Origin of the sequence: Mycobacterium kyorinense (genome assembly GCF_002101735.1) — a bacterium.
In the GTDB taxonomy this organism is placed as follows: domain Bacteria; phylum Actinomycetota; class Actinomycetes; order Mycobacteriales; family Mycobacteriaceae; genus Mycobacterium; species Mycobacterium kyorinense.
This window is the reverse complement of sequence record NZ_LQPE01000163.1, coordinates 1-24,417: the sequence shown is the minus strand read 5'-3', so window position 1 is coordinate 24,417 and position 24,417 is coordinate 1. Positions and strand designations below refer to the sequence as shown.

Sequence of the window (24,417 nt, the reverse complement as noted above, 5' to 3'; positions counted from 1 at the left end):
CATGACCAGAATCTCCGCGATCCGCCGCCGGCTGAGCTCCCGGGTGGCGATGGTCTTGGCCCTGGCCGTGGTGGTCGCGATCGCAGCGGCCGCTGTCGCCGGCGCAAAAATCGTGCTGCCCAAACTTGCCAAGACCCGGGCGATGTGCGCCGAATTCACCGATGCGGTCGGGCTTTATCCGGGCAACAAGGTGGCGCTGTTGGGTATCGAGGTCGGCAAGGTGACCGCGGTGACCAACATGGCCGATCATGTCCAGGTTGACTTCAGCGTGCCCAAGGATCTCGATCTACCGGCCGATGTCGGCGCCGTCACCTACTCGCAGTCGATCGTCACCGACCGCAACATCGAACTCACCAAACCCTATGCGGGCGGACCGAAGTTCACCGGCCCCCAGTGCATCAACCTGCGATCCACCAAGACCCCTATCGGCGTCGGTGAAACCTTCTCTGCGCTAGGCAAACTCGCGGATGCGATCTTGGGACCCGAACAAGGCCAGGACCCGTCTGCGGCGCCGGGTGTGCAAGCCCTCAACGACAGCCTCAAGGCGGCGAGCCGCTCGCTGGCCGGCACTGGCCCCGAACTCAACCAAACGCTGCGGGATTTGGCCACCATGGTGGGCGACCCTGCCAGGTCCGACGCCGCGTTCCGGCAGCTGTTCGCCAACAGCGAGGCCGTCACGTCGCTCTTCTTGGAGCAGAAGAATTGGGACAGCTTCGCCATCCTGATCCAAACGCTGCCCGACACTGCGAAGCTGATCGAGGGGCTGTCGGACAACTTCGCCTCGGCTCTGGAGCATGTCGTGCACTTGCTGCCGATCTTGGTGGACGCGCTGAATCGCTTCGCTCCGCGGGTCTATCTCAACCTCACCGACAAGATCATCCCCTGGGTTGGAGCCAATCTGGCCGCCTACTCGCAAAACATCGCGGGCGTCATCAACGGCGTGCAGCCCTACACCGATTGGCTGGGAAGCGTCTACCATCCGGCCTGGGCCAACCAGAACGTCACGTATGCCCCTGGGCAGGTGGAGGTTTCACCGCAGCAGGCCAACGACATCTGCGCCGTGCTGCGGCAGCGAAACACCCCGGGCAGCGCAGCCGCCTGCGCACCCGGGACCGCCTCCAACCCGGCCAGCCTCGGTTTGGCCGACCTCATCCTGGGGGCCGGGCTGCCATGACAGGACGATGGCTACGCAGCCTCACCGCGCTGCTGAGCGCTCTGACCATCAGCATGGCCGCCGCATGTTCGCTCGACCCCACCCGGCTGCCGGTGCCCGGGTCCTATGTGCCCGGCAGCAAATACACGATCAAGATCGAGTTCTCCAGCGTGTTGAATGTGCCCGCCAGAACCAAAGTCGACTCCGGCGGAGTGCAGGTCGGTGTCCTGGACCGGGTTCAGCTCGCCGGCAACACGGCGGTGGCCTACGTCGACATCTCCGGTGATGTGCAGCTGCCGCAGAACACCCGCGCGGAGCTCCGGCAAGCCACCGTGCTGGGCGACATCTACATCGCGCTGCTGCCTCCGGAGCGCCCGGCGCCGGCAAGCCTGCGGAACGGCGACACTATTCCGCTGAGCAACACCGTCCCGGTTTCCAACGTCGAAGATGTGTTGCGGTCGGTGTCGAACCTGTTGGGCGGCGGCACAATCAGCACGCTGCAACAGGCCGTGGTCAACTTCAACAACGCGTTCCCCAAGGACGCCGCCGAGGTGAACCAGATCAAGACCAAGCTGGGCGGCGTGCTGAACGACCTGGCCGCCAACCAGGCGATCCTCGACGAACTCGTCACCGACGCAGAGAACGTCAGCAACAGCCTGGTGGCCAACACGGGCACCTTCGACCGGCTGGTCAACGAGGGGCCGCCCAAGCTCGCCGGCCTGGAAAGCGTGACCCTGAACATTCTCGCGCTGATCGACGACGCCCAAGACCTCGGCCGGTCCGCGGACCGATTGGTCACCCCGTACACGCCCGACATCATCGAACTGCTCTCCTACATCACACCGATGACCGAGTCTTTCTTCAACATGGACATGACCGGGCCGGTGATGGGCGACAAGCTGGTCAGACTCATCCGCGACAAGCTCAACCCGTACTTCGACAAGTTCAACCCATGGACCCCGCACGTACCCGGTGACGAGCCGAAATACATTGTCTCCGAGGTGCATCCACCGACAGCCACCACGGGCGTGCCGGTCCCCGAAACCGGTTCGGGGGTCGGGGCCTTCCAAGCGATCGACGTCCTGCGGTCGATGGGACTGCTGCCATGATCAAGGTCAATGCACCCGTGACCATCGCCATCCTGGCGATCATGACGGTTCTCGGCGCCGGCTATATGTCGTTCGGCGTGCTCCATGCGGGACCGACCAAACACTTCACCCATGTCACGCTCATGCTGCACGACTCGGGCGGGCTGCTGCCGACATCACAGGTGACGATGCGCGGGATCCGAGTAGGACGGGTCACAGGTATTCAAGCCACCCACACCGGGCTGGCCGCCTCCCTCGACCTCGACGGCGCCTATCCGGTCCCCGCCGACGCCACGATCACTGTGGAACCCCTCTCGGTCGCCGGCGAGCAGTACGTCGACTTCAAGCCGAAAGTCATTGCGCCGCCCTACCTCACCGACGGCTCAGTGATCCCTGCCGACCGGGTCGCACCGACGGTCACGGTCAGCGAGTTGCTCGCCCGGTTCAACGCGCTGCTCTCGGTCGTCAACCCGGCCGACGTGCACACCATCGTCACCAACGTCGCCCAGGCGTTGACCGGCGACGACGCTGCCCTGGATGTGCTAGGGGCCACCGCCAACTCGATCGCCACATATGTCAGTGAAAACAAGCAATTGCTGGCAGCGCTCGTGGGCAACATCTCGAGGCTGACGTCCGGGTGGGGCGAAATAGGGCTCGGCGAGGCATTGAGTGCAACCGGCAAGGTGCTGCCGGACGCCGTGCCGGCATTCACCCGGCTGATCCAGTCGTTCGACCACTTCTCGCATGACGGTGAGAACGTTTTCGGCCCAGGTGATACGGCCAACGTGCTCGTCGCGAAGCTCGCCCAGTACTTCGACATGCTCGCCCCTTCGTTCAGCGTGATCTTCGAGTCGCTGCAACGAGTTTCGGAGCCGGTGCACGACTACAAATTCCACGCTGGCTACTGGGTGGATCTTTGGGAGTCGACATTTAACGACACCGGCAGTGTCCGCGTGCAAGTAAACGTGCCGCAGCAGCAGCCCAATGATGGAGGATGAACATGACCGAAGACACGATCAATAGGGTGACCGACATGGTCACGGACGGCGAGGCTTCGGACGAGGCCCCCGCTAAGCCAGCGGCAAACGGCGACGACACCGACAAGTCCGCCGACGACACCGCACGGACCGAAAAGCGATCGCGCGCTCTGTCTAAAGTGCGCCGGCGGCGGCCACGCACCCCGTGGCTCTGGGTATCGGCCGTGTTGGCGGCGGCGATGATCGGCGGCGGGGTGTTCGGGTTCTTCAAGTACCAAGGCGTCGCCGACGATCTGGCGGCGATGCGTCGGGCCGAAGCCGACCGGAACGCCGCCGCACAGGTCGCGAAGGACTACGCGAAGAAGTCGCTGACGTACACCTTCGAAGATCCCGACGCATTTTTCCGCTCGGTCCAGGGCGGCGTATCGCAGCCGCTGAAGGACAAGTACACCAACGCTGCGGACCTGCTCAAGGGCGTCATGCTGCAGGCGCAGGTCACTTCGAGCGGTGAGGTGCTGGCCGCCGAATCCGTCGCCCAGCCAGGCGGCATCTACCAGGTGGTCGTGACGGCTGCGCAGACCACCCGCAACCTGCAGCACCCGGAGCCCAAGGTGTCGCTGATCGCACTGCAGATCACCGTAAACAAAGTCGGCGACACCTGGCAGGTCTCCGACATCGGCCCCAAGACCGGCAGCCACCCGGCGAATACCGATCAAATTCCCCAGCCGGCGCCGGCCCCTGCGCCCGGCCAGCCCGCGCCACCGGGGAGGTGACATGCGCTGCGCGATAGCCGTCGCCGCCCTGGCTGTGATCGGCGCCGCGACGGTGCTGTGCCCGCCCGCGGCGGCGGACAAACCCTTGCCCGCATGCGCGCAGACGGCTACCGTGATCAACCCCAAAACCCAATTGGCACACCAGGATTGTCGCCTCCATTCAGGTGACAGCAAAGGCCTGGACTTCGACGTCCGGTACTTCAACCTGCCCGAGGCACCCGGGCCTCTGGCGGTGAAGGTCATCGCGACGGCCCCGTCGGGTGAGGTCGTCCAAACCATCAACGAGTTGATCGAACCGTCGAGTCCCAGCCCCGTCGGCTTGCAGGACCTCGACGGGGACGGCCGTGACGAACTGATCATCCCGATGGCTCAACATCCCTACAACGGCAGCCCGAACACCCGATTCTCCGTGTGGCGGGCAGATGGCGAGCGCCTGCATTTCGAACGCACTCAGATGGAGGGACAGGCGGTATATCCCAGCGGCGACGGCTATCTCGTGGTCAACGGCGGTGCACTCATCAGCCGCGATCTGTGGTTCTACCTGCCAACCCCCGCCGGGTACTCGCTGGTGACGGTGGTGACGATCGAAGCCGAGCAGCTTGAGCCCGGCACGAACCGGGTGTTGACGGCGAGTTGCCGAATGCACAAGGAACAGGGGCTTGGGATGGTCGACATGCTCGCCGGCCCCAACTACCTCGGTTCCGGTCAGCTGCCGGTTCCCGAGGCCGAGGCCACGTTCTGCGATTCTCCCGCGGCGAAGGCGATCTGGCCTCATGCCGAGCGCGTAGCGATCTGTTCACCGCCCGAAGGCGGCAACCCTCCCGTTTGCAGCCCTGGCCGTGTACAGTAATCGCGCTACAGGTTGAAGGTGACGCCGGTCATTTTCTCGGACTCTTCCCACAACCGGCGCCACAGCGTCTGATCCCGCGACAGCCTGCTCGACGGCGACGGCCGCACGGGGCCGCGGGTCTGCATCAACCGCGTTGGACCCCAGTAGATCTGCGGATCGGCGTCCGGCATCGTCGCCGCGAACAGTGTCGAATGCGCGGCCTGCGCGGGGGGATGACCGACCAGCCGCGCTCCCTGCTTGGCGACCAGGTCCAGCACTGTCTCGGTCTTGGTGAACAAATCGGTGCCCGACACCCCGGGATGCACCGCGTACGACTTCTTGGGCGATCCGGCCTCGGTCAGTCGGCGCTGCAGCTCGCGCGCGAACATCAGATTCGCCAGCTTCGACTGCGCGTACGCCAGATTCCGCTGATAGCGGCGGCGTTGGTAGTTGAGATCGTCGATCCACAGCTTCGGCGTCTGCCGGTGGGCGATGCTGGACAGCGTTACCACCCGGTCGCCGATCTTGTCCTGGAGTAGACCGGTCAGTGCGAAATGACCGAGATGGTTGACCCCGAACTGCGTCTCGAAGCCGTCACGGGTCCGGCTGAACGGGATGTTCATCAGGCCTGCGTTGTTGATCAGGACGTCGAATTCGGCTTGCTGGGAGGCGAATTCGCGTACCGAGTCAAGGTCGGCCAAATCCAACGGGGCGACGCACACGTTGCCGTCGATCGTGTCGGCAACAGCCTTTGCCTTCTCGGCGTTGCGGCAGGCCATCACCATCGTGGCGCCCTTCGTCGCGAGCACGCGAGTGACAATTTCCCCGAGCCCGCCGTTGGCGCCGGTCACCACAAAGGTGCGTCCGCTTTGGTCGGGGATCTGATCTGGTTGCCATGCCATGGGAGTCAGCGCATTCTCTTCGTTGCGACGACGGTCTGCGACAGGCCGGCGATGTGCTGTTCGATGCCGGTGAATCCGATATCACCGAGAAATCCGGTGACCTCCTCGCGGCCGAACCATCGAACACCGCTGACGGCATTCAGCACGGCTGCGCGGACCGCGCTTTCGCGGCGACCAGGCACCAGGCTGGTCAGGAGCACCACGCGCCCACCGGGTTTGAGCACGCGGGCAAGTTCCCGGATCGCCTGGAACGGGTCGTTGATCAGATAGAGTGCGGCAAGACAGCTGACCGCGTCGGCTACGCCGTCACCGAATGGCAGGTGCTCGGCGTCACCGCGCACGTACGCGGCGCACGAACCGGAGTTGTCGACGACGGCACGCCGCAGCATCGCATGCGATGCGTCCAGTCCCACGGCAAGGCCCTCCGGGGCTACTTGCTCGCCGAACCACCCCGTGAAGTTGCCGGGACCGCAACCGATGTCGAGAACGACAGAGCCCGACTTGAGTCCCAGCCAGCTCGACATCCGCCGCCGATCTTCCTCACGGCCGGGCGCCTTCGGGCCGCCTGCCAACTTGAGACCGATCGGCCGCCCGATCTGGTACCCGGCGGAATAGACCCTCGTGCGCATGAGGCGCTGCGGGATGCTGCGTACCGGCGGGTCGCTATCGCCGAGTAGGTCGTAATAGCCGTCGCGCGCGGACCGGATCCGCGTTAACTGCGTCGGTTCCAACAACTCCAGCGCGCGGGCCGTGGCCCCCTGTTGTGCGGTGAACGTCATCGCTTCTTGGCTTTCTGCGCTACCGCGATGATGTAGTCCGACTGCAGTGTGGCCACCCGAAAACCCCGTGGGGTAAAGGAATACCGGATAACCGGATTCACATGCCGCATGTCGGGATCGGCAAGGCGCTTGCGCAGGAATCTCGCTAGCGGTAGGTAGACGTCGTCGGTGATCGACCGCGTTACTGCCTCGGCAAACCCGACGTCGAGCAGCAAGTCTCGGTACCCGGCGAGGTCTACCGCGGCCCGCACCGCACGTCGCGACGCCTTTCGCCAGCCGCGCCGGGCGACCTCGCTGCGGGCCCATGCATTGAGAACGGTGCGTTTCGGGACGATGTCGGCGGTGACCAGTCGACCGCCGGGCTTGAGCACCCGCAAGGCTTCGGTGAAGAAGTCAACCCGCGACGGAAAATGAAAGGCGGATTCGAGCGCCACCACCTTGGTGCACGATTTGTCGTCCATCGGCAGATCGGTGGCTGACGCGTTGACGTAGTCAATCCGCTGCGACAACCCGGCTTCGGCAACCCGACGGGTGGCGATGCTGATCTGCTCGGCGGCCAGATTTACCCCGGTGATGCGCTTGGGTCCAAACTCGTTGACCCACAAGATGTCCTGGTCGCCATAGCCTGGCCCACAGTCAACTATGACGTCCGACGACTTCAACTCGGCGCTCTGCGCGACGAGCCGCGCCAGGTCTCGGCTTGCCTCGTCCAATGTCGTGGGCTTGTTTCGCCAGTACCCGAAGTTGATGAACAGCGATTCCTCGCCGAACAAGTTCTGGGTGCCGACGATGTCGTAGATCTGGCCGGTCTTGGGACCCTCCGAGCGCGACAGCGCCACGCCCGCCATCTGCTTCCACTCGTCGGCCCAGCGACGTAACCGATCACTGGTTGATTCGTCCTGGATGTGACGCGGAACTGTGACCACGACGGCTCTCCTATCCCCGGCTATTATTCGTCATCGAGCGAGCGCAACCGATTTGGCGTTCAGGCGCCCGACGGCCGGGACCAGCCTGCTGAGGTGATAGGCGAGGCGTGCTTCCGGCGTCACCGGGACGACCTGCTTGTTCGTCTTGACGGCCTTGACGATCTGTTTGGCAACCTTGTCGGCGCTGTAATGGCGCAGCCGGTAGGCGCGGTCGACCATCGCGACCTTTCTTGCGGCTTCCTCGTCGGACAGGCCGGTCACGACCGAGTTACGAATGATGTTGGTGTGCACCACACCGGGGCAGATGGTGCTGACACCGATACCGGCCGACGCGAGCTCGGCACGCAGGCAGTCGGAGAACATGAACACCCCAGACTTGCTTGTCGCATAGGCGCTTAGGCCTTGTTGCGGCGAGTACGCAGCCATGCTCGACACGTTGACGATGTGTCCACCCAGGCCGCGGCGTGCCATGCTCGGCCCGAACGCGCGACATCCGTTGACCACTCCATACAGATTGACCTCAAGCACCCGGCGAAAATCCGCAGAGGGGGTGGCCAAAAACCGGCCGGCCTGACCGACGCCGGCGTTGTTGACCAGTACATCCGGCACGCCGTGCGCGGAAAGGACCTCGTCGGCGTGTGCCGTGACAGCGTCCTCGTCGGAGACATCGAGACGGTAGGCGTGCGCGGTGCCGCCCTTCTCGGCGACCAGTGCGGCTGTCTCTTTCGCCGACGACAGATTGATATCGGAGAGCACGATCTCGGCACCTTCTCGCGCAAACGCCAGCGCGGTCGCTTGGCCGATCCCGCTGCCCGCCCCGGTGATCACCACAAGCTGGTCTTCGAATGGCAGCCGCTGCCTTCCCATCTCGGCGCGACGCAAACCCCTTGCCGGAGGCAAGCCCGAGGTCGCATCGATCAGTTCGACCGTCGCGGTGGCGAGCAACTCCGGATGGGAGAACGCCAGCCAGTGCCCACCCGTGACCACGCGCTGCCACACCGTCGGCGCCCAATTCGGTTCGTCGGCAAAGCTTCCCCGGCGAACCGCCGGATCACGGCTTCCAACGATCACTTGTACCGGGACCTGGGTGAAGCGCTCCCGAAGCTTCCACTGGGAGAACAAATTGGCGCGATAGATCCGGAGCCCGTTGCCGATGTCCTTCTCGAACGTCGGCCCAAGGTGAATCTGGTCCGTACTGGCGCCCTCGGCTCGATGCAGCCAGGCGCGCCACCGATCCCGCTTCGCCACCAGGCGGAGCGTGACCTTGGGAAGCCACGGCAGCATGAGGAAGAGCATGTAGCTGAGCGACCCCGCCTGTGCCAGCACCAATCCCAAATTCTTCGGCGTCGGCCGCTTCAACCGGTTGCGCGCCCACATCAACAGATGCGCCACGTTGGGTCCTGCCACCGAGGTGAAGGAGGCGATCCGGTGTTGCGCGGAACTGTCGCATACCAATTCCCACATCGCGACGCTGCCCCAGTCGTGGGCGAGCACATGGACGGGTTTGTCGGGACTGACAGCGTCGATCACCGCGAGGTAGTCACTGGCCAGGGCATCCAACGTGAATTCCCGGTAGCTCCTCGGATTGGTCGAGTTGCCGTGACCGCGGTTGTCGACGGTCACCACGTGAAATCGCCCGGTCAACAGGGGCGTCACGCCGTCCCACATGTGGTGCGAGTCTGGCCAGCCGTGCAGCAGCAACAACGTCTCACCGGCGCGATTGCCCTGCTCATAGACGGCGATCTCAACGGCGCCGTTACGGACCATGCGCGGGCTCGGGGCTTCAGGTGTCGCCTCGGCCGGCCGCCCGACCGTCGTCAATGCTGAGTCCATCCCGATGCTCCGTCCGGCAGTGCTGACAATTAACTGTGTGACACGTCAGTCCGCATTACTATCGGTATCGTGTACCGTCTGTAATAGGAATGTCAAGATGTCCCGGCGGCGAACACTGTCGTCGCTTATGCGTCCGACAGATTTGTCAGTTCTGCGCGGTTACCGATGTCGATGCCGTGTCACCGGCCACGATCGATGCCGCGCTCACCAGTGTTGCGGTTCGGTCGATCAACGATTCGCGGTCCAGATGCGGCGGTCGTCCGATCGCGATCCGCAGTGCGGTGTGTAGCACGATTCCCATTCCGAGATAAAGTATTTCGTCGGTATCCCGCGCCGACAGCTGCGGAAAACGCTGCAGCAAGGCGAGTCGGGCGATGTGGTACAGCTGCTGCTCGATTGTCGGCAGAACGTTGCTTTGGATGCCCATCGGCAGGTCATTGACGATCGCGGTGATCACGCCGCGATGGCGTTCGAGCGCCTCGACGAGTGTGGTTACCACGTGTCGCCCTGCCGCCGGAGCCTCCATGGCCGATGCCGCCGCAAGCCCGTCGATGAGGCGGTGCATGATGTCGCCTTCGGCCCGCGCCCGCAGTGCCGAGATGATGTCGCTCTTGTCGTTGAAGTAGCGGTAGACCGTTCCGATGCTCACATGCGCCTGTTCGGCGATCTGGTTGGTCGACAACTGGTGATAACCGATCCCGCCGAGAAGCTGAGCCGCAGCGTCAAGGATCCGCTTGATCGTTTCCTGGGCCCTCTTCTGTGTTGGATTTTTCCTCTTTGACGTGGTCATATGGTCCCCCGCGTTGGAGCCGCTGGCCCTGACAAAACTGAATTGTAAGTGAGTTCTGTTCAGCTTTATCGTGGATTTGTGACGTGAGTCGCCGATGGCGGGAAGGACTTCGCGATGACCAAGGCAGCGACGCCGGCCACGCCCGTGACGGCGGGGCGACACCGCTACGACTACTACTACGAACCGGGGATGCCGTTGCGGCCGGCGCCCCCACGGTTACAACCCGACCCGGCCTGGAGTGCCTTGCCGGTGTTCGACGCATTCAAACCGACGTCGCTGTCGGAGCGGCAGTCCCAGCTGCTGGCGTTGTTCATCGACCATTACTGGCAAGGCGATCGCCTGATGGACGCGGTGGCCATGAAGTTTCGCGAGATCGGTGCGAAACATGGCCGCCGACTGCTCGACCAAGCGCTTGAACAGGGTATCGATGCACTGGACGATCCACCGCAGGAGCTGGTGGATCTCTTTGCCAGCCTGGACAATCCGCCGGCGTGGCACGACCCGAGAGTATGGAAACAGGGCCGGCGGCTATGGATTGACTGTTCCCTGGCCGGCAAGGTCGGAATGGTGATCCAGGACGCGATCGGCACCTTCGTCGGCGCCGAGGTGTCTTCGGCGGTCGGGGCAACCGGCCGGTTCGTCAACCGATTCGCGGTGCGCAATGTCGAAACCGTGCAATGGTTCTTCGACGCGACCAAACCGGGCTTCCTGGATCGTTTCGGCGACGAATTCAAGAACACCGTGCGGGTCCGGCTGATGCACTCCCAAGTACGGATCGGACTCCGGAACTCCTGGGGCGATGACCATTTCGACTTTCATGGCAACCCGATCTCGACCAGTCTGACGATGGGCGCGGCAGTTACGTTCGCACTGTTGCCAATGCTCACCGATCACAATCATGGCCGGAAGAAGTCGCGCGCGGAGATGGACGCGGTGATGCTGTACTGGTCCTACATCGCCTACGTGTTCGGTGTTGCACCGGAGATAATCCCGACCAACGCCGAAGATGCAATTATGTTGGCGCAGTATGCGACTTCCACTGCCGGCGGCCCGACCGATTGGACCGCCCAGATGGCGGGCGCCGCTTCCGACAACCTCGCTCGGGTTCCCGGAGTGGCCGGAACGCTTGCCCGATCGGCTGTTTCGCCGGCGATCGGCGCTGTCGCGTATTACAGCGGTGACGCGCTGGCCCGCGCATTGGTGGCCGCGACGCCATACCGCGATGTGCCGTTGCAACCGTGGAAGATGTTGACCGGGTTGGCTGTTCATACGGCCGTGAAGTCTCGGATGCTGACGGACCGGATCCCCGGTCGGCGGGTCCGGATGGCTACCCGCGCGGCGTTTGGCGATCCCTGGGAGCTGGCCGGTGTGCGGTTGACCAAAGTCCTCGCGAAGCGCGCGGGAGTCAACGGCTCGCCGTTCAAACATCACGACCAAACCCCGAACACGCCGGCGGGCTGTCCAATCCGTTAGGTCGACCTAGAAACGCCTCGGCAGTTTCCCGGTTTCGCGCAGCCACCCCTTGCGAGCGGTGTAATGCCATTTCAGCGATGCCGGCACATACGGCCACGCCGCGCGGATCGAAGCGCGCACCGCGGTGTAGGCGCGTTGATCGTATGCCGTCCAGGAGATTTGGAATCGCTCCCGCACGCTGGCCGGCAGCCCGCCGAAGATCACCAGCCGCATCGGCGGCGCCAGCAGCGCACGCACCGGCCAGGCCGGAAGCAGTCGGTTGGCGATGGGCTTGAGCGCGGGCGGCGCGGGGAAAAACGGCGACGAGCTCATGTCCGGGATCGCGGTGCGGTTGATGAACTCGATCAGGTAATCAGAAGCGGGGTTGGGCTCTAGGACCTCGTCGCAGTAGTGGACCCATTGGCTGTCGAACTCGGCGCGGTCGCCCGGCAGCACGGATTCGGTCATCCCGTACTGGCGATACCACTCGCACCCTTCCCGGTAAAGCTGGTCGCGCTCAGTCTCGGTGAGGCGGTGGGTGTCCCAGAACTCGGCGACGCGCTCCACCATCCGCTGGAAAGTGGCGTGCGCCCACCAATAGGTCTCGGGATTGAGCGCGTGGTAGCGCGTTCCGTCCGGCTGGACGCCCTTGATGTCGCGGTGGTAGTCGCGGACTTGCCGGCCGGTGGTTTCCGCCTGCGGCCCATTGTAGACCGTGCCGAGAATCCCTGGCAGAGAACGGAATACCCGATCGACAGGATCGTCGAAGAAGTTGGAGTGCTCGATCAGCGCATACCCGATCGCCGGGTGCATGGTCTGCAACAGGCCGGCGGTGCCGCCCTCGAACGCGATCCGCATGTCCCCGGCCCATCGCCAAAGCAGCGAGTCTGGACCGAGTTGCAAGCGCCCGTCGAGCCGGGAATCCCCTTGGCCATCCATGATTTACCCACAGCCGAACCTACTGTTGACAACGCGCGCTGTCAATGGTGGCCTCCGCGCGAGCGCTACCTACTAGCCCTCCAGCTTGTAGCCCAGGCCGCGCACCGTCACCAGGTGCACCGGGTTGGCCGGGTCGGCTTCGATCTTGGAGCGCAGCCGCTTGACGTGCACGTCGAGCGTCTTGGTGTCGCCAACGTAGTCGGCGCCCCACACCCGATCGATCAGCTGGCCGCGGGTCAGCACCCGGCCACTGTTGCGCATCAGGTACTCCAGCAAGTCGAATTCCTTGAGCGGCAACGTGATCTGCTCACCGTTCACCGACACCACGTGGCGTTCGACGTCCATGCGCACCGGCCCGGATTCCAGCACCCCGTCGGCGACCTCGGAGTCGTCGTCGCCGCCGCGGCGCAGCACGGCCCGGATTCGGGCGATCAACTCCCGGGCGGAATACGGCTTGGTCACGTAGTCGTCGGCGCCCAACTCCAGGCCGACCACCTTGTCGATTTCACTGTCGCGGGCCGTCACCATGATCACCGGCACGCTCGAACGCGCGCGCAACTGCTTGCACACGTCGGTGCCGGACATGCCCGGCAGCATCAGGTCGAGCAGCACGATATCCGCACCGGCACGGTCGAATTCGGCCAGCGCCGACGGCCCGTCGGTCACCACGGTGGCCTCGAAGCCCTCCTTGCGTAACAGAAACGCCAGCGGATCGGCCAGCGACTCCTCGTCCTCCACGATCAGCACACTGGTCATCAGCGCTGCTCCTCCTCATCGCTTCGCTCTGCATCGTCGTCAGCGCGGGTCATCGACGTAGTTCTTCCTCTCGTACGGGTGCAAGTGCTTTCTTGGTTCGAGTTTGGGGCTCCGGCGGCTTTTCGAGTTCGTCGTGGTAGGCCGGGATCGACAGCGTGAACGTCGAGCCGGTACCCGGTTGGCTCCACAATCCGATGCTGCCGTTGTGGTTTGCCGCGACGTGCTTGACGATCGCCAGTCCAAGCCCGGTCCCGCCGGTGGCCCGCGAGCGCGCCTTGTCGCCGCGGTAGAACCGCTCGAAGACCCGCTCCTGGTCTTTGCGCGGAATGCCGATACCCCGGTCCGTGACGGCGATCTCGACGTTGTTGTCGCGACGGCGACGGCTGATCGACACCAGCGATCCGCGCGGCGAGTAGGCGATCGCATTGGATACCAGGTTGGCCAGCGCGGTGATCAGCAGCGCCTGGTCCCCCAGCACCCGCAGGCCGCTGGGCGCGTCGGTACGGACCTCGATGTCGGCATTCTCAGCCGCTACCTTGTGGCGTGAAATCGCTTCAGAGACAACGGTATCCACGTCGACGGCACCAAGGTCGGGCAGCCGCTCGGCGCCCTGCAGCCGGGACAGCTCGATGAGCTCGCCGACCATGTCACCCAGCCGCTTGGCCTCGACGAGGACCCTTTCACCGAACCGGCGCACCGTCTCCGGGTCGTCGGCGGAGGCGAGCAGCGCCTCGGCGAGCACGGCCATCGCGCCGACGGGGGTCTTGAGCTCATGGCTGACGTTGGCGACGAAGTCGCGCCTGGCCGCCTCCATGCGGGCGTACTCGGACTGGTCGTAGACGAATACCACCGCGAAGCGGCGATCCTCCTCGCTCAACAGCCGCGCCTGCCCGTGCACCGACAAGTCGGATCGTCCCGGCCCGGTGCGCTTACCCGGCAGCAGGTCGAACTCCACGTCCTCGCCACCGGCGAGCGTCCGCCGCGCCGCATCCCACGCCTCATCGTCGAGCAGGCGGTCCCGCACCAGCCCCAGTTCCCTGGCGCGGTCGTTCAGATACACCACGTCGCGGTGGCTGTCGACCACCGCGGTGCCCACCGGGGTCAGGGCGACGATGCGCTGCAGCATCTGCGCGACGGTGATGCCGGCCCATTCAGCCGCCACCCGTTGCCGTCGCTCGACGACCCGCGGCGCCAGTCGGGTGCCGATGGCGATCCCCGTGGCCAACGCCAAGAGAATCGATACCCCGGCCAGCGACAGCGCCGAGAACACAGTCACATAAAAATCCTACAAATCCCCATGAACTTCACCCCAGCAGCGCAAGGCCAAAACCGGACATGTCACACCCTGCGGCGAAGGTGTTCGACCGCTGTTCATGTGTTGTTTGCCAAACGAGCCCGTCGACGCATCAGCGGGTGCCCTGGCTGGCGACCGCGGCCGCGCCGACGGCGGCGGCCTCGGGATCCAGATAAGTCCCGCCGGCGACCGTGGGCCGCAGGTCGGCGTCCAAGTCGTAGCGCAGCGGGATCCCGGTCGGGATGTTGAGCCCGACGACCTCCTCGTCGGACATGCCGTCGAGGTACTTGACCAGCGCCCGCAGCGAGTTGCCGTGCGCGGCGATCAGCACGGTCTTGCCGGAGCGCAGGTCCGGCACGACGACGTCGGTGAAATACGGCAGGAACCGGGCCACCACGTCGGCCAGGCATTCGGTCAACGGGCCGCCGCCGATGTTGGCGTAGCGCGGGTCGGCGTCCTGGCTGAACTGGCTGCCCTTCTCGATCGGCGGCGGCGGCGTGTCATAGCTGCGCCGCCACGCCATGAACTGCTCGTCGCCGTAGCGGGCCTTGGTTTCGGCCTTGTCCAGGCCCTGCAATGCGCCGTAGTGGCGTTCGTTGAGCCGCCAGCTGCGCCGCACCGGGATCCAGTGCCGGTCCGCGACGTCCAGCGCCACATTGGCGGTGGTGATCGCCCGCCGCAGCAGCGAGGTGTACACCACGTCGGGCAGCAGGTCGTGTTCGACCATCAGCTCGCCGCTGCGGACCGCTTCGGCGCGGCCCTTGTCGGTCAAGTCGACGTCCACCCAGCCGGTGAACAGGTTCAGCGCGTTCCATTCGCTCTCGCCGTGGCGGAGCAACACCAGCCTGGAAGTCTCTGCCATGCCGGCAAGTCTCTCACGCGCGTCCGGTGTCCGCGTCGTCGTCCTCGTCGATCAAATGCGCGAACGCCTCCAGGTTCTTCAGTGACTCGCCGCGCGACAGCCGCCACTCCCACTCTTTTTGGATCGACGACCGAAAACCCAACTCCAGCAACGTATTGAAGTCCGAATCCACCGCCTCGAGCACCTGGCCGAGCACCCGGTCGACTTCGGCCGCGCTCACCGACGCCAGCGACATCCGGCCCACCAAGTAGATGTCGCCGACGTTGTCGAGCGTGTACGCGACGCCGTAGAGGCGGCGGTTGCGACGCAGCAGAAACCGGTAGACACCCTCGTGGTTCTCGTCGGGCTTACGGCACACGAACGCCTCGACGCGCACCGAATGCTCGCCGATGCTCAGGATCGTGTTGGTCGTGAGTTTGCGTTCGCCGGGCAGCTCCACGACCACCCCGGGCGAGCCGCCGTGCGCACCCTCGTGCCGCGAGTAAGTCAGATGGCTGGCGTTCAGGGCGTCCTCGATCACCTTGTGTACGTCAGTCATGGCGCCACTCCTCGACCCCGGCTACGCCGGCGTCATCGTCGTCGGCGCGACTCATGCGCGCATCAACTCGCGGACCTCACCACGGGCAGCGAACTCGCCGATCGCACGACGGTAGCTGGCCAGCAGCGCGTCGACGGTGTTGTCCCACGAGAACGTCGCGGCATGCTCGACCGCGGAGCGGCTCATCGCGCCGTCCAGCCGCAGCAGCCCGTCGATGGCATCGGCCCACCTGTCCACGTCGTGCCCGGACACCAGGGTGCCGCTGACCCCGTCGCGCACCGCCACCGGTAGCCCGCCCACGGCGGCCGCCACCACCGGCGTCCCGCAGGCCTGCGCCTCCACTGCGACCAGCCCGAACGACTCCGAATAGCTGGGCACCCCCACCAGATCGGCGGCCTGAAACAGCCGGGCCAGCTCGGAGCGCGACTGCGGCGGCAGGAACGTCACGCGGTCGCTGATACCCAATTGGTCGGCCAGCCGAACCAGGCCGTCCGGGGCGGCCAGCCCGCTGCCCGACGGCCCGCCGGCCACCACGATGTGCACGCGCGGCAGTTTCGCGGCCGCGCGCAGCAGAATGTCGGGCGCCTTGAGCGGCTGGATGCGGCCAACGAAAGCCACCACGTGCTCATCCAGGGGCAACCCCAGTGCGGCGCGGGCGGCGCGGCGGTCCCCCGGGCGGAACACGTCCAAGTCCACCCCGGGATGCGCCACGTCGATCCGCGCGGGATCGGCGTTGTGCAGCGAAACCAGTTGTGCCGCTTCATCTTCGGTGTTGACGATCAGTCGGTCCGCCTCGTCGACGACCTGCTGCTCACCGACCGTGCGCAGCGGCGGCTCAGGAGCGTCCCCGTCGGCCAGCGCCGCGTTCTTGACCGCCGCCAGGGTGTGCGCGGTGTGCACCAGCGGCACCGCCCAGCGGTCCCGGGCCAGCCAGCCGACCTGTCCGGACAGCCAGTAGTGCGAGTGCACGATGTCGTAGTAGCCGGGCTCGTGGGCGGCTTCGGCGCGCAGCACCCCGGCGGCGAAGGCACACAGCTGGGTGGGCAGGTCGTATTTGTCCAGGCCCTCGAACGGCCCGGCCACCACGTTGCGCACGAGCACGCCGGGCGCCACCTGCACGACCGGCGGATCGGTGGACGCGGTGGCCCGGGTGAAGATCTCCACCTGAACGCCGCGGCGAGCCAGATGGAGCGCGCTTTGCAGCACGTAGACGTTCATTCCGCCGGCGTCCCCGGTGCCCGGCTGGGCCAGCGGCGAGGTGTGCACCGATAGCACCGCCACCCGGCGGGGATCGGTCAACTCGGAGACGTCCAGCCGGGGCAGCGCGTTATGTGGCACACCGCCATCTTTGCAGCACCGCCCGACGGGCCACCTCAGGCGGACGATTCGGCGGCTGCGACCCGCAACGCCGGGCCCTGAGCGCGCCGCATGGCGCCCAGCGGGTCGGCGTACAACCCGCCCAGCGACACGATGCCGGCCCCGGCCTCCTGCACCCGGTTGCCGAACGCAGTGACCCGGATGTCCCGGCGGGGCAGCACCGAGCGCGCGGCGAATGCCGTTTCGACGTGCGCCATTCCCTCGGGGTATTCGGTGAACGCCTGCCCGCCGACCACCAGGTCGTCGGGGTTGAGCAGGTCACGCAGCAGCGCGACCGCTTCGCCGAGCACCCGGGCCCGCTCGGCCAACAGGTCTTTGGCCTGCTGGTTGCCGGCCCGCGCGGTCTTGATCAGCTCCGTGATGCCCGAGCCGCTACGCGTCGCCGTTCGCACCCCCGGCAGCAGACCGAGCCGTCGGGCCGCGGTCAGCACGGCCTCGTCGCTGACCGTGGACTCCAGTTGCCCGGACCCGCCGAGCAGCTCGGAAGTGGCGGGCAAGTTCGCGATGGTTCCCGGGCCGCTGGCCGGGCTGTGCACCCGCCCGTCGATCATCAGCGCATACCCCACGGTCTCGCGGGCGTAGACGTACAGGCTGGTCGACGAGTTCGACGTGAAGCGGCGCATGCCCAGCAGCAGCTCGGCCCCGGCCATCGCGTCGACGTGCGAGGCCACCGACACCGGCAGTCCCAGCGCCTCGGCCAGCACCGGGCCCACCGGGGCGTCGCGCCAGCCCAGCCGCGGGTGGTCGACGTGCCCGCTGACGCCGTCGACCGCCCCGCCGATCGCCACCCCGACCCACACCGGCCGGCGCCGGTGCCAGCGCCGCAGGTAGCGGCGGGCGCCGTCGGCCAGCGACGCCAGCGCAGACGCGTGCCCGCTGAGCGGCGTCGCAGTCTCGACAGCGTCCAGCGTGCGGCCGAACAGATCGGTGGCCACGATGCTGGTGGTTCGCGCGCCGATGTGGATGCCCAGGGTCAAAAACGGCTCGTGGTTGACCTCGACGGGCACCCGCGGGCGCCCGATGGCGCCGGCGACCGCGAGGTCGGCGCGTTCGCGCAGCAGGCCGGCGTCAAGCAGCGCGATGACCTGGCGGTTGACCGTCGCGATGGAAAGCGAGGTGGCTTGGGCGATGACGTCGCGACCGATCGGGCCGCGCAGCCGCACGGCCCGGAACACCGACGCCGCGGCGGCGTCGGAGAGCTGCAGCGACGGCGCCACGACGTGGCGAGTCCGCAGCGGGGTCTTGCGACTGTGTGAGTGGCTGGTGACGGTACTGAGAGTGATGGTGCGCACGGGCGTGTGTCCTTATCCGAGTTCCGATGGCGGGTCCTGGCCGCACGCCGGCTTCGGTGGTTCTACAAGGCCGGTCAGGCGCGGCAAAGTGCGCAGCGACAACATGCGCAGTCCGCGAACAGACACGCGGACGTCAGACCGAACACAGCGCTCGAGTACACACCAGGAATTTAGCACGGTTATTAAAGTGGTCCCGATGACGACTTCGAAGCGCGTCGCGGTGGTCACCGGCGCCAGCGCCGGGATCGGCGAAGCGACCGCGAGAACCCTTGCAGCCCAAGGCTTTCACGTGGTGGCGGTGGCGCGCCGGGCGGACCGTATCGAGAAGCTGGCCGACGAGATCGGCGGCACCGCCGTGGTCGCGGACGTCACCGACGGCGCCGCGGTGGAGGCGCTGGCCGCCGGGCTGGACCGGGTCGACGTGCTGGTCAACAACGCCGGCGGCGCCAAGGGCCTGGAGCCGGTGGCCGACGCCGACCTGGAGCATTGGCGCTGGATGTGGGAGACCAACGTGCTCGGCACGCTGCGGATGACCCGCGCGCTGCTGCCCAAGCTGATCGCGTCCGGCGACGGCCTGATCGTCACGGTCACCTCGGTCGCCGCGTTCGAGGTTTACGACGGCGGCGCCGGCTACACCTCGGCCAAGCATGCGCAGGGTGCGCTGCACCGCACGCTGCGCGGCGAGCTGTTGGGAAAGCCGGTGCGGCTCACCGAAATTGCGCCGGGCGCCGTCGAAACGGAGTTCTCGCTGGTGCGCTTCGGCGGCGACCAGCAGCGCGCCGACGCGGTCTACGAGGGGATGACGCCGCTGGTGGCCGCCGACGTCGCCGAGGTGATCGGGTTCGTGGCGTCGCGCCCGTCGCACGTCAACCTCGACCAGATCGTGATCCGGCCGCGCGACCAGGCCACCGCTAGCCGCCGGGTCGGACGCTCGTAGTCGGGGTGCCCGAGAGCGTCGGCGCGTCCTTGGGCGTGGCCGGGGCACTGCGTGGCAGCGACGCCGGCGACGGCTTGGACCCGTTCGACGGCGGCAGCGCCGACATCGACACCCAGGTGTCCCAGTCCACGGCCCAGTCCCAGATGTCGCCGTCGGCGTAGGACAGCTCGATCCGGCTGCCGGTCACCTCGACCGGGTCACCGTAGATGGCGCTGTTGTAATACTGCTCGGCGTCGGCCGTCGACAGGTTGATGCAGCCGTTGGTGACGTTCGAATTCCCTTGTGCGCCAGCACTTGCCGGGTTGGCATGGATGAATTCGCCGTTGTTGGAGATCCGGACGGCCCAGCGCTCGTGGATGTTGCTGTATCCCGCGGCCGGATTGGACATGTAGAAGTCCGAGTACTTCTCGCTGACCACGTGGATGCCGTTGCGGGTGACGTTGCGCGCCTTGTCGCCCTCGCCGTAGCTGCACGGAAAGTCCATGATGACGCCCTCGTCGCGGACCACCTGGATGCGGTGCGACGAGATTTCGGCCTTGACCACCTGGCGCCGCCCGATCTGGAAGGCCAGGCTCATGTCCTGCTTGCCGTAGGCGCCGTCGCCGAACGCCAGCCCGTACAGCTTGGCCTCGACGTTGACCTTGGTGCCGGCGGGGTAGTACTCGCGGGTGCGGTAGTGCACCCGCGCTCCCTCGGCCTCGTCGGGCAGCCAGGCCCAGCTGCCCTCGACGGGCGGGTCGGTGGTGACCTTCAGTGCACGCTCGACGGCGGCCTTGTCGGCAATCGGCGCGTCGAACTGGATGATGATCGGCGCGGCCACCCCGACCGTCTGCCCGTCGGCCAGCTGGAATCCGCCGTCGATCACCTTGGTGGGCGTGACCGTGGTGAGCTTGCCGGCCACCGGCACGGCCTTGCCGTCGTGGCCCACCACGGAGCCGCTCCAGGTGTAGGTGGCGTCGTAGCCGAGCGGCTCGGTGATGGTGTAGAGGGTGCGGTCGCGGTTGAGCGACCCGGCCACCACCTTGCCGGCCGAATTCGTCAGCGCCACCTTCTGAAACCAGCCGTCGCGCACCTCGACACTGATCGGCGCAGTGGGCACCACGTCCTCGGCCTTGTCGGCCGGGTGGAACGTCAAACTCGGCGCCGCCGGTGGTTTGGCCTTATCGGCTTGCTTGGTCGACCCCCCGGCACAAGCAGCCAGCACGCTGGGCGCGAACATCCCCACCACCAGCGTCGACAAGGCCCGGCGCCGGTTGATCGACGGCAGGTCGCGCGCTGTGTTCACGACAGACAAAGATACCGGCGAAAACGGCCCTCCCCGCGCACGCGCGGCTACAACTCGCAGCCGACCAGCACCGGTTCGGGTACGAGTGTGATGCCAAACACATCGCGGACGCCGTCGCGCACCGTGCGCGCCAGCGCCACCACGTCGGCCGCGGTGGCGGTACCGCGATTCGTCAAAGCAAGCGCATGCTTGGTCGACAACCGGCAGGGCGCGCTGTCGGTATTCGGATAGCCCTTGCCGAAGCCGGCTTGCTCGACCAGCCACCCGGCGGCCAGCTTGACGCCGTCGGGCGCCGGATAGTGCGGCACCGGCCGGTCGGCCCGATCCGCCAGCTGCTGGTAAACCTCTTGCGGCACAACGGGATTGGTGAAAAACGAGCCCACGCTCCAGGTGTCGTGGTCGGCGGCGTCGAGCACCATGCCCTTGCGGGCCCGCAACGCCAGCACCGCCTTGCGTACCTGCGCAGGGTCGGCGCGCCGGCCGGCCTTGGCATTCAGCGCGGCGATCAGCTCGCCGTAGCGCAGCGGCGCGCTGCGGCCCGACGCGTCCAGCGCGAACTCGACTTCCAGCACGACGGCGTCTTGCGAATGCTTGAGCACGCTGGTGCGGTAGCCGAACCCCAGTTCGCCGGGCGGCGCCCAGCGCACGTCGCCGCTGCGCCGATCCAACAGCCGCACCCGGGTGATGGTGTCGGCCACCTCGGCGCCGTACGCGCCGACGTTCTGCACGGGGGTGGCGCCCGCCGAGCCGGGGATGCCGGACATGCACTCCAGCCCGCCCAGGCCGGCGGCGACGGAGGTGGCCACCACGTCGTCCCACACCGCGCCGGCTTGTGCGCGCAGCACGTTGCCCTCGATGCTGATGTCGCTGGTGGCCAAGCGCACCACGGTCAGGCCGGTCAGCGTATCGGCGATCACCACGTTGGAACCGCCGGCCAACACCAGCATCGGCCGGCAGTTCTCGGCATCCAGCTGAGCCAGCGTGGCGACCACTTGTTCGGTGCTGGTGCAGGTGATCACGCGTTGCGCGACGGGTCCGACGCGCAAGGTGGTCAGCGGCGCCAACGGCACGTTTTCGGCGACGCGCGCACCCGCGAACAACGTTCCCGCCACGGGCGGTAACGGTAGCGTGACCTGCTATGCCGCGTTCATTCGACATGTCCACGGACTACGGGGCGACCGTCGAAGATGTGCTTCGGGCATTCGGCGACGAGAAGTACTGGCGGGCCCGATTGGCCGATTCCGGCGCCGACGACGCGACGCTGGACGTACTGCGGGTCGATGACGACGGCGGCATCGACGTGGTCACCACGCAGGTGCTGCGCAGCGACCGGCTGCCGGCCGTGGTCACTCAGTTCCACCGCGGCGATCTGCGCATCCGGCGCGAGGAGACGTGGACCGGGATCAGCGACGGGATCGCCAATGCCACTGTCGCGGGGGCGATCATCGACGCGCCGGCGGCGCTGACCGGGACCGCCGTGCTGGAGCCGGTGGCCGAGACGGGCGGCGCCCGGCTGAAGTTTCGGGCGACCGTCGAGGTGCGCATACCGCTGGTCGGCGGCAAGCTGGAGAACTTCATCGGCAACCAGCTGGTCGAGCTGCTGATCGCCGAGCAGCGCTTCACCACCATGTGGATCAGCCAGACCGCCTGAGACGGTTCTAGGCTGGCCGTCATGCGGATTGCGGTGGCCCAAATCCTCAGCGGCACCGAGCCGACCGGCAACCTGAACCTGGTGCGCGACTACACGGCCCGGGCCGCCGACGCCGGCGCGGCGCTGGTGGTGTTCCCCGAGGCCACGATGTGCCGGTTCGGGGTGGCGCTGGCACCGATCGCCGAACCGGTCGACGGCCCGTGGGCCGACGGCGTACGCCGCATCGCCGCCGACGCCGGAATCGCCGTGATCGCCGGCATGTTCGCCCCGGCCGGCGACGGACGAGTCACCAACACCCTGCTGGCCGCGGGCCCCGGCATCGACGCGCATTACGACAAGATTCACCTCTACGACGCGTTCGGGTTCACCGAGTCGCGCACGGTCGCGCCGGGTCGCGAGCCGGTGGTGATCACGGTCGACGGGGTGGGGGTCGGGTTGAGCACCTGCTACGACATCCGCTTCCCCGCGCTCTACACCACGCTGGCGCGCCGGGGCGCGCAACTGATCGCGATCGCCGCGTCGTGGGGCGCCGGGCGCGGCAAGCTCGAGCAGTGGACGTTGCTGGCGCGCGCCCGCGCGCTGGACTCCACCAGCTACATCGCGGCGGCCGGGCAGGCCGACCCGGGCCAGCCGTTGAGCGGCTCGGGCGCACCGACCGGGGTCGGCGGGAGCCTGGTGGTGTCGCCGTTCGGCGAGGTGGTGTCCTCGGCCGGCGCCGACCCGCAGCTGTTGGTCGCCGACATCGACCTCGACCAGGTCGCGACGGCGCGGGACACCATCGCGGTCCTGCGCAACCAAGCCGACTTCCCGCACGTCGATAAGGCAGAATCGCCCGGGTGACGAACCCGCAGGGACCTCCGCACGACGACCCGTCGATTTGGGCTCGGCCGGGCAGCGAGGACGCGGCCGCGCCGCCGCACGGACCGTCCGACTCACCGCAGACCACGCCGGAGCAGCAGCCGGCAGACGCGGCCTGGGCCCCGCCGCCGGGTGTCCAGGAGTACCCAGCCGAGGACGCCGCAACCGTGAAAATGCCGGGAAAATCCAAGCGCCGCCTGTTCCGCGACCCGCTGTCGATCGTCCTGGTCGCCGTCATCGTGCTGTTGCTGGGCGCAGCCGGCCTGGTCGGCGGCGAACTGTATGCCCGCCACCGCGCCGACAGCGTGGTGGCCGCGGCCACCGAATGCGTGGTGCAGGACAAGGCCAGCGTCTCGTTCGGCCCGTACCCGTTCCTGCTACAGCACCTGGCCGGCGACTACCGAGACATCTCGATCAAAACCGCCGGCAACCAGATCCGCAGCGCCAAGGGCATGCGGGCCGACATCGCGATCAGCGAGGTCAACCTGCACGGCGACGCCAACTCCAAGGGCACCATCGGCGCGCTGGACGCCGCCATCACCTGGACGTCCGAAGGCATCAAGGAAACGGTGGCCGACGCGGTTCCGTTCGTCGGCGGCCTGGTCAACAGCGTGACCACCAATCCGAGCGCCGGAACCATCGAGCTCAAGGGCGCACTGGGCCTGGGCAGCGTCACGGTCAAGCCCGCCGTCGCGAACAACGGCCTGTCGCTGAAGGTCGTCTCGGTCACGGCGATGGGCGCCCCGGTGCCGGCCGAGACCGCGCAGGATGCGCTGGACGTCTTCACCTCGCGGCTGATCAACGACTACCCGCTCGGTATTCACGCCGATGCCGTGAAGGTCACCGATGACGGTGTGACAGCCCACTTTTCGACGCGTAACGCGTCGATACCGCCCGGCCAGTCGGACCCGTGCTTCGCCAAGCTGTGACCAACCTTCGACTTCGTTCAGTTCGATAGGGCAAAATCGCGCTAGTGACGACTCCGCAAGGGCCCTCTCGCGGCGACGGGTCGGAATGGGCTCGCCCCCCAGGACGCCCGCAGCCGACTCCCGGCCCGTCCCAATCACCCACCCAGCGAATCCCGCAGAGCGGCCGACCGCAGGAACCCCGCCGCCCCGCTCCGCCC

General features: G+C 66.8%; 24 protein-coding genes. 10 read left to right on the top strand and 14 right to left on the bottom strand.

Annotation, left to right across the window (positions count from 1 at the left end; all coding sequences use genetic code 11):
- Position 1: 1 nt before the first annotated feature.
- From AWC14_RS23540 to AWC14_RS23520, 5 genes are read left to right on the top strand one after another with little or no spacing between them, the layout of a single operon-like run.
- Positions 2-1,174, top strand: a complete 1,173-nt coding sequence (locus tag AWC14_RS23540; protein WP_045379020.1) for an MCE family protein — start codon at positions 2-4, stop codon at positions 1,172-1,174.
- Positions 1,171-2,262: an MlaD family protein gene (locus AWC14_RS23535; protein ID WP_045379023.1), complete on the top strand. Its 1,092-nt coding sequence runs from the start codon at positions 1,171-1,173 to the stop codon at positions 2,260-2,262. The genes AWC14_RS23540 and AWC14_RS23535 overlap by 4 nt, the downstream gene beginning before the upstream one ends.
- On the top strand, positions 2,259-3,239 hold the full coding sequence (locus AWC14_RS23530; protein WP_249026342.1) for an MlaD family protein: 981 nt from the start codon (positions 2,259-2,261) through the stop codon (positions 3,237-3,239). The genes AWC14_RS23535 and AWC14_RS23530 overlap by 4 nt, the downstream gene beginning before the upstream one ends.
- 2 nt (positions 3,240-3,241) lie before the next feature.
- On the top strand, positions 3,242-3,991 hold the full coding sequence (locus AWC14_RS23525; protein WP_081968374.1) for a hypothetical protein: 750 nt from the start codon (positions 3,242-3,244) through the stop codon (positions 3,989-3,991).
- A 1-nt stretch (position 3,992) separates the two neighbouring features.
- Positions 3,993-4,841 (top strand): hypothetical protein, encoded by an 849-nt coding sequence (locus AWC14_RS23520; protein ID WP_045385228.1) that lies wholly within the window; start codon positions 3,993-3,995, stop codon positions 4,839-4,841.
- A 5-nt stretch (positions 4,842-4,846) separates the two neighbouring features.
- Here the strand turns inward: AWC14_RS23520 and AWC14_RS23515 are convergent, their stop codons facing one another.
- The 5 genes from AWC14_RS23515 to AWC14_RS23495 form a co-directional block, all read right to left on the bottom strand.
- Positions 4,847-5,722 carry an oxidoreductase gene (locus AWC14_RS23515; RefSeq protein ID WP_045385231.1) on the bottom strand — a complete coding sequence of 292 codons (876 nt, stop codon included), beginning with the start codon at positions 5,720-5,722 and terminating at the stop codon, positions 4,847-4,849.
- Positions 5,723-5,727: 5 nt separating this feature from the next.
- The gene (locus tag AWC14_RS23510) at positions 5,728-6,501 is read right to left on the bottom strand and encodes a class I SAM-dependent methyltransferase (protein ID WP_045385234.1); all 774 of its coding nucleotides are present in this window, start codon (positions 6,499-6,501) and stop codon (positions 5,728-5,730) included.
- Entirely contained in the window at positions 6,498-7,427 is a 930-nt protein-coding gene (locus AWC14_RS23505; RefSeq protein ID WP_235216064.1) for an SAM-dependent methyltransferase, read from the bottom strand. The genes AWC14_RS23510 and AWC14_RS23505 overlap by 4 nt, the downstream gene beginning before the upstream one ends.
- Positions 7,428-7,457: 30 nt before the next feature.
- Complete coding sequence (locus AWC14_RS23500) at positions 7,458-9,194, bottom strand: SDR family oxidoreductase (RefSeq protein ID WP_045385236.1); 1,737 nt, start codon at positions 9,192-9,194, stop codon at positions 7,458-7,460.
- A 211-nt stretch (positions 9,195-9,405) separates the two neighbouring features.
- On the bottom strand, positions 9,406-10,212 hold the full coding sequence (locus tag AWC14_RS23495; protein WP_142281810.1) for a TetR/AcrR family transcriptional regulator: 807 nt from the start codon (positions 10,210-10,212) through the stop codon (positions 9,406-9,408).
- On the opposite strand from AWC14_RS23495, the gene AWC14_RS23490 reads away from it, so the two are divergent.
- Entirely contained in the window at positions 10,165-11,523 is a 1,359-nt protein-coding gene (locus tag AWC14_RS23490) for an oxygenase MpaB family protein (RefSeq protein ID WP_045385241.1), read from the top strand. The two genes, AWC14_RS23495 and AWC14_RS23490, sit on opposite strands and share 48 nt — an antisense overlap.
- 6 nt (positions 11,524-11,529) lie before the next feature.
- On the opposite strand, the gene AWC14_RS23485 is transcribed toward AWC14_RS23490, so the two are convergent.
- The 7 genes from AWC14_RS23485 to AWC14_RS23455 all read right to left on the bottom strand — a co-directional run bounded on the left by AWC14_RS23485 (position 11,530) and on the right by AWC14_RS23455 (position 18,551).
- Positions 11,530-12,441 (bottom strand): oxygenase MpaB family protein, encoded by a 912-nt coding sequence (locus AWC14_RS23485; RefSeq protein WP_045385243.1) that lies wholly within the window; start codon positions 12,439-12,441, stop codon positions 11,530-11,532.
- 72 nt (positions 12,442-12,513) lie between these two features.
- Positions 12,514-13,197, bottom strand: coding sequence for a two-component sensory transduction protein RegX (regX, locus tag AWC14_RS23480; protein ID WP_045385245.1), 684 nt, complete (start codon positions 13,195-13,197; stop codon positions 12,514-12,516).
- 49 nt (positions 13,198-13,246) lie between these two features.
- The gene (locus AWC14_RS23475) at positions 13,247-14,473 is read right to left on the bottom strand and encodes a sensor histidine kinase (RefSeq protein ID WP_081968375.1); all 1,227 of its coding nucleotides are present in this window, start codon (positions 14,471-14,473) and stop codon (positions 13,247-13,249) included.
- A gap of 130 nt (positions 14,474-14,603) precedes the next feature.
- Positions 14,604-15,353 (bottom strand): phosphoglyceromutase, encoded by a 750-nt coding sequence (locus AWC14_RS23470; protein WP_045385250.1) that lies wholly within the window; start codon positions 15,351-15,353, stop codon positions 14,604-14,606.
- Between the two features lie 13 nt (positions 15,354-15,366).
- Positions 15,367-15,891, bottom strand: a complete 525-nt coding sequence (locus tag AWC14_RS23465; RefSeq protein ID WP_045385253.1) for a type III secretion system chaperone family protein — start codon at positions 15,889-15,891, stop codon at positions 15,367-15,369.
- 51 nt (positions 15,892-15,942) lie between these two features.
- Positions 15,943-17,229, bottom strand: a complete 1,287-nt coding sequence (gene mshA, locus AWC14_RS23460) for a D-inositol-3-phosphate glycosyltransferase (RefSeq protein WP_045385256.1) — start codon at positions 17,227-17,229, stop codon at positions 15,943-15,945.
- A 35-nt stretch (positions 17,230-17,264) separates the two neighbouring features.
- Positions 17,265-18,551, bottom strand: coding sequence for an ROK family transcriptional regulator (locus AWC14_RS23455; RefSeq protein WP_057003086.1), 1,287 nt, complete (start codon positions 18,549-18,551; stop codon positions 17,265-17,267).
- Between the two features lie 205 nt (positions 18,552-18,756).
- Between AWC14_RS23455 and AWC14_RS23450 the strand changes: the two genes are divergently transcribed.
- Complete coding sequence (locus tag AWC14_RS23450) at positions 18,757-19,497, top strand: SDR family NAD(P)-dependent oxidoreductase (protein ID WP_057003070.1); 741 nt, start codon at positions 18,757-18,759, stop codon at positions 19,495-19,497.
- Here the strand turns inward: AWC14_RS23450 and AWC14_RS23445 are convergent.
- The gene (locus tag AWC14_RS23445; protein WP_081968376.1) at positions 19,472-20,716 is read right to left on the bottom strand and encodes a L,D-transpeptidase; all 1,245 of its coding nucleotides are present in this window, start codon (positions 20,714-20,716) and stop codon (positions 19,472-19,474) included. The genes AWC14_RS23450 and AWC14_RS23445 overlap by 26 nt on opposite strands.
- A 113-nt stretch (positions 20,717-20,829) precedes the next feature.
- A complete protein-coding gene (locus AWC14_RS23440) occupies positions 20,830-21,894 on the bottom strand; it encodes a UDP-N-acetylmuramate dehydrogenase (protein ID WP_045385261.1) in 1,065 nt (354 codons plus the stop codon).
- A 26-nt stretch (positions 21,895-21,920) separates the two neighbouring features.
- On the opposite strand from AWC14_RS23440, the gene AWC14_RS23435 reads away from it, so the two are divergent.
- The 3 genes from AWC14_RS23435 to AWC14_RS23425 are packed head-to-tail and all read left to right on the top strand — an operon-like array spanning position 21,921 to position 24,220.
- Positions 21,921-22,433, top strand: a complete 513-nt coding sequence (locus tag AWC14_RS23435) for a DUF2505 domain-containing protein (RefSeq protein WP_045385264.1) — start codon at positions 21,921-21,923, stop codon at positions 22,431-22,433.
- A 21-nt stretch (positions 22,434-22,454) separates the two neighbouring features.
- Positions 22,455-23,273: a carbon-nitrogen hydrolase family protein gene (locus AWC14_RS23430; RefSeq protein ID WP_045385266.1), complete on the top strand. Its 819-nt coding sequence runs from the start codon at positions 22,455-22,457 to the stop codon at positions 23,271-23,273.
- Positions 23,270-24,220 carry an LmeA family phospholipid-binding protein gene (locus AWC14_RS23425; RefSeq protein WP_045385268.1) on the top strand — a complete coding sequence of 317 codons (951 nt, stop codon included), beginning with the start codon at positions 23,270-23,272 and terminating at the stop codon, positions 24,218-24,220. Before AWC14_RS23430 ends, AWC14_RS23425 begins: the two co-directional genes overlap by 4 nt.
- Positions 24,221-24,417: the final 197 nt, after the last annotated feature.

Coding starts and splice junctions, on each gene's coding strand:
- AWC14_RS23540 (WP_045379020.1), top strand. CDS start 2: ATGACCAGAATCTCCGCGATCCGCCGCCGGCTGAGCTCCCGGGTGGCG.
- AWC14_RS23535 (WP_045379023.1), top strand. CDS start 1,171: ATGACAGGACGATGGCTACGCAGCCTCACCGCGCTGCTGAGCGCTCTG.
- AWC14_RS23530 (WP_249026342.1), top strand. CDS start 2,259: ATGATCAAGGTCAATGCACCCGTGACCATCGCCATCCTGGCGATCATG.
- AWC14_RS23525 (WP_081968374.1), top strand. CDS start 3,242: ATGACCGAAGACACGATCAATAGGGTGACCGACATGGTCACGGACGGC.
- AWC14_RS23520 (WP_045385228.1), top strand. CDS start 3,993: ATGCGCTGCGCGATAGCCGTCGCCGCCCTGGCTGTGATCGGCGCCGCG.
- AWC14_RS23515 (WP_045385231.1), bottom strand. CDS start 5,722: ATGGCATGGCAACCAGATCAGATCCCCGACCAAAGCGGACGCACCTTT.
- AWC14_RS23510 (WP_045385234.1), bottom strand. CDS start 6,501: ATGACGTTCACCGCACAACAGGGGGCCACGGCCCGCGCGCTGGAGTTG.
- AWC14_RS23500 (WP_045385236.1), bottom strand. CDS start 9,194: ATGGTCCGTAACGGCGCCGTTGAGATCGCCGTCTATGAGCAGGGCAAT.
- AWC14_RS23490 (WP_045385241.1), top strand. CDS start 10,165: ATGACCAAGGCAGCGACGCCGGCCACGCCCGTGACGGCGGGGCGACAC.
- AWC14_RS23485 (WP_045385243.1), bottom strand. CDS start 12,441: ATGGATGGCCAAGGGGATTCCCGGCTCGACGGGCGCTTGCAACTCGGT.
- regX (WP_045385245.1), bottom strand. CDS start 13,197: ATGACCAGTGTGCTGATCGTGGAGGACGAGGAGTCGCTGGCCGATCCG.
- AWC14_RS23470 (WP_045385250.1), bottom strand. CDS start 15,353: ATGGCAGAGACTTCCAGGCTGGTGTTGCTCCGCCACGGCGAGAGCGAA.
- AWC14_RS23465 (WP_045385253.1), bottom strand. CDS start 15,891: ATGACTGACGTACACAAGGTGATCGAGGACGCCCTGAACGCCAGCCAT.
- AWC14_RS23450 (WP_057003070.1), top strand. CDS start 18,757: ATGACGACTTCGAAGCGCGTCGCGGTGGTCACCGGCGCCAGCGCCGGG.
- AWC14_RS23445 (WP_081968376.1), bottom strand. CDS start 20,716: ATGTTCGCGCCCAGCGTGCTGGCTGCTTGTGCCGGGGGGTCGACCAAG.
- AWC14_RS23435 (WP_045385264.1), top strand. CDS start 21,921: ATGCCGCGTTCATTCGACATGTCCACGGACTACGGGGCGACCGTCGAA.
- AWC14_RS23430 (WP_045385266.1), top strand. CDS start 22,455: ATGCGGATTGCGGTGGCCCAAATCCTCAGCGGCACCGAGCCGACCGGC.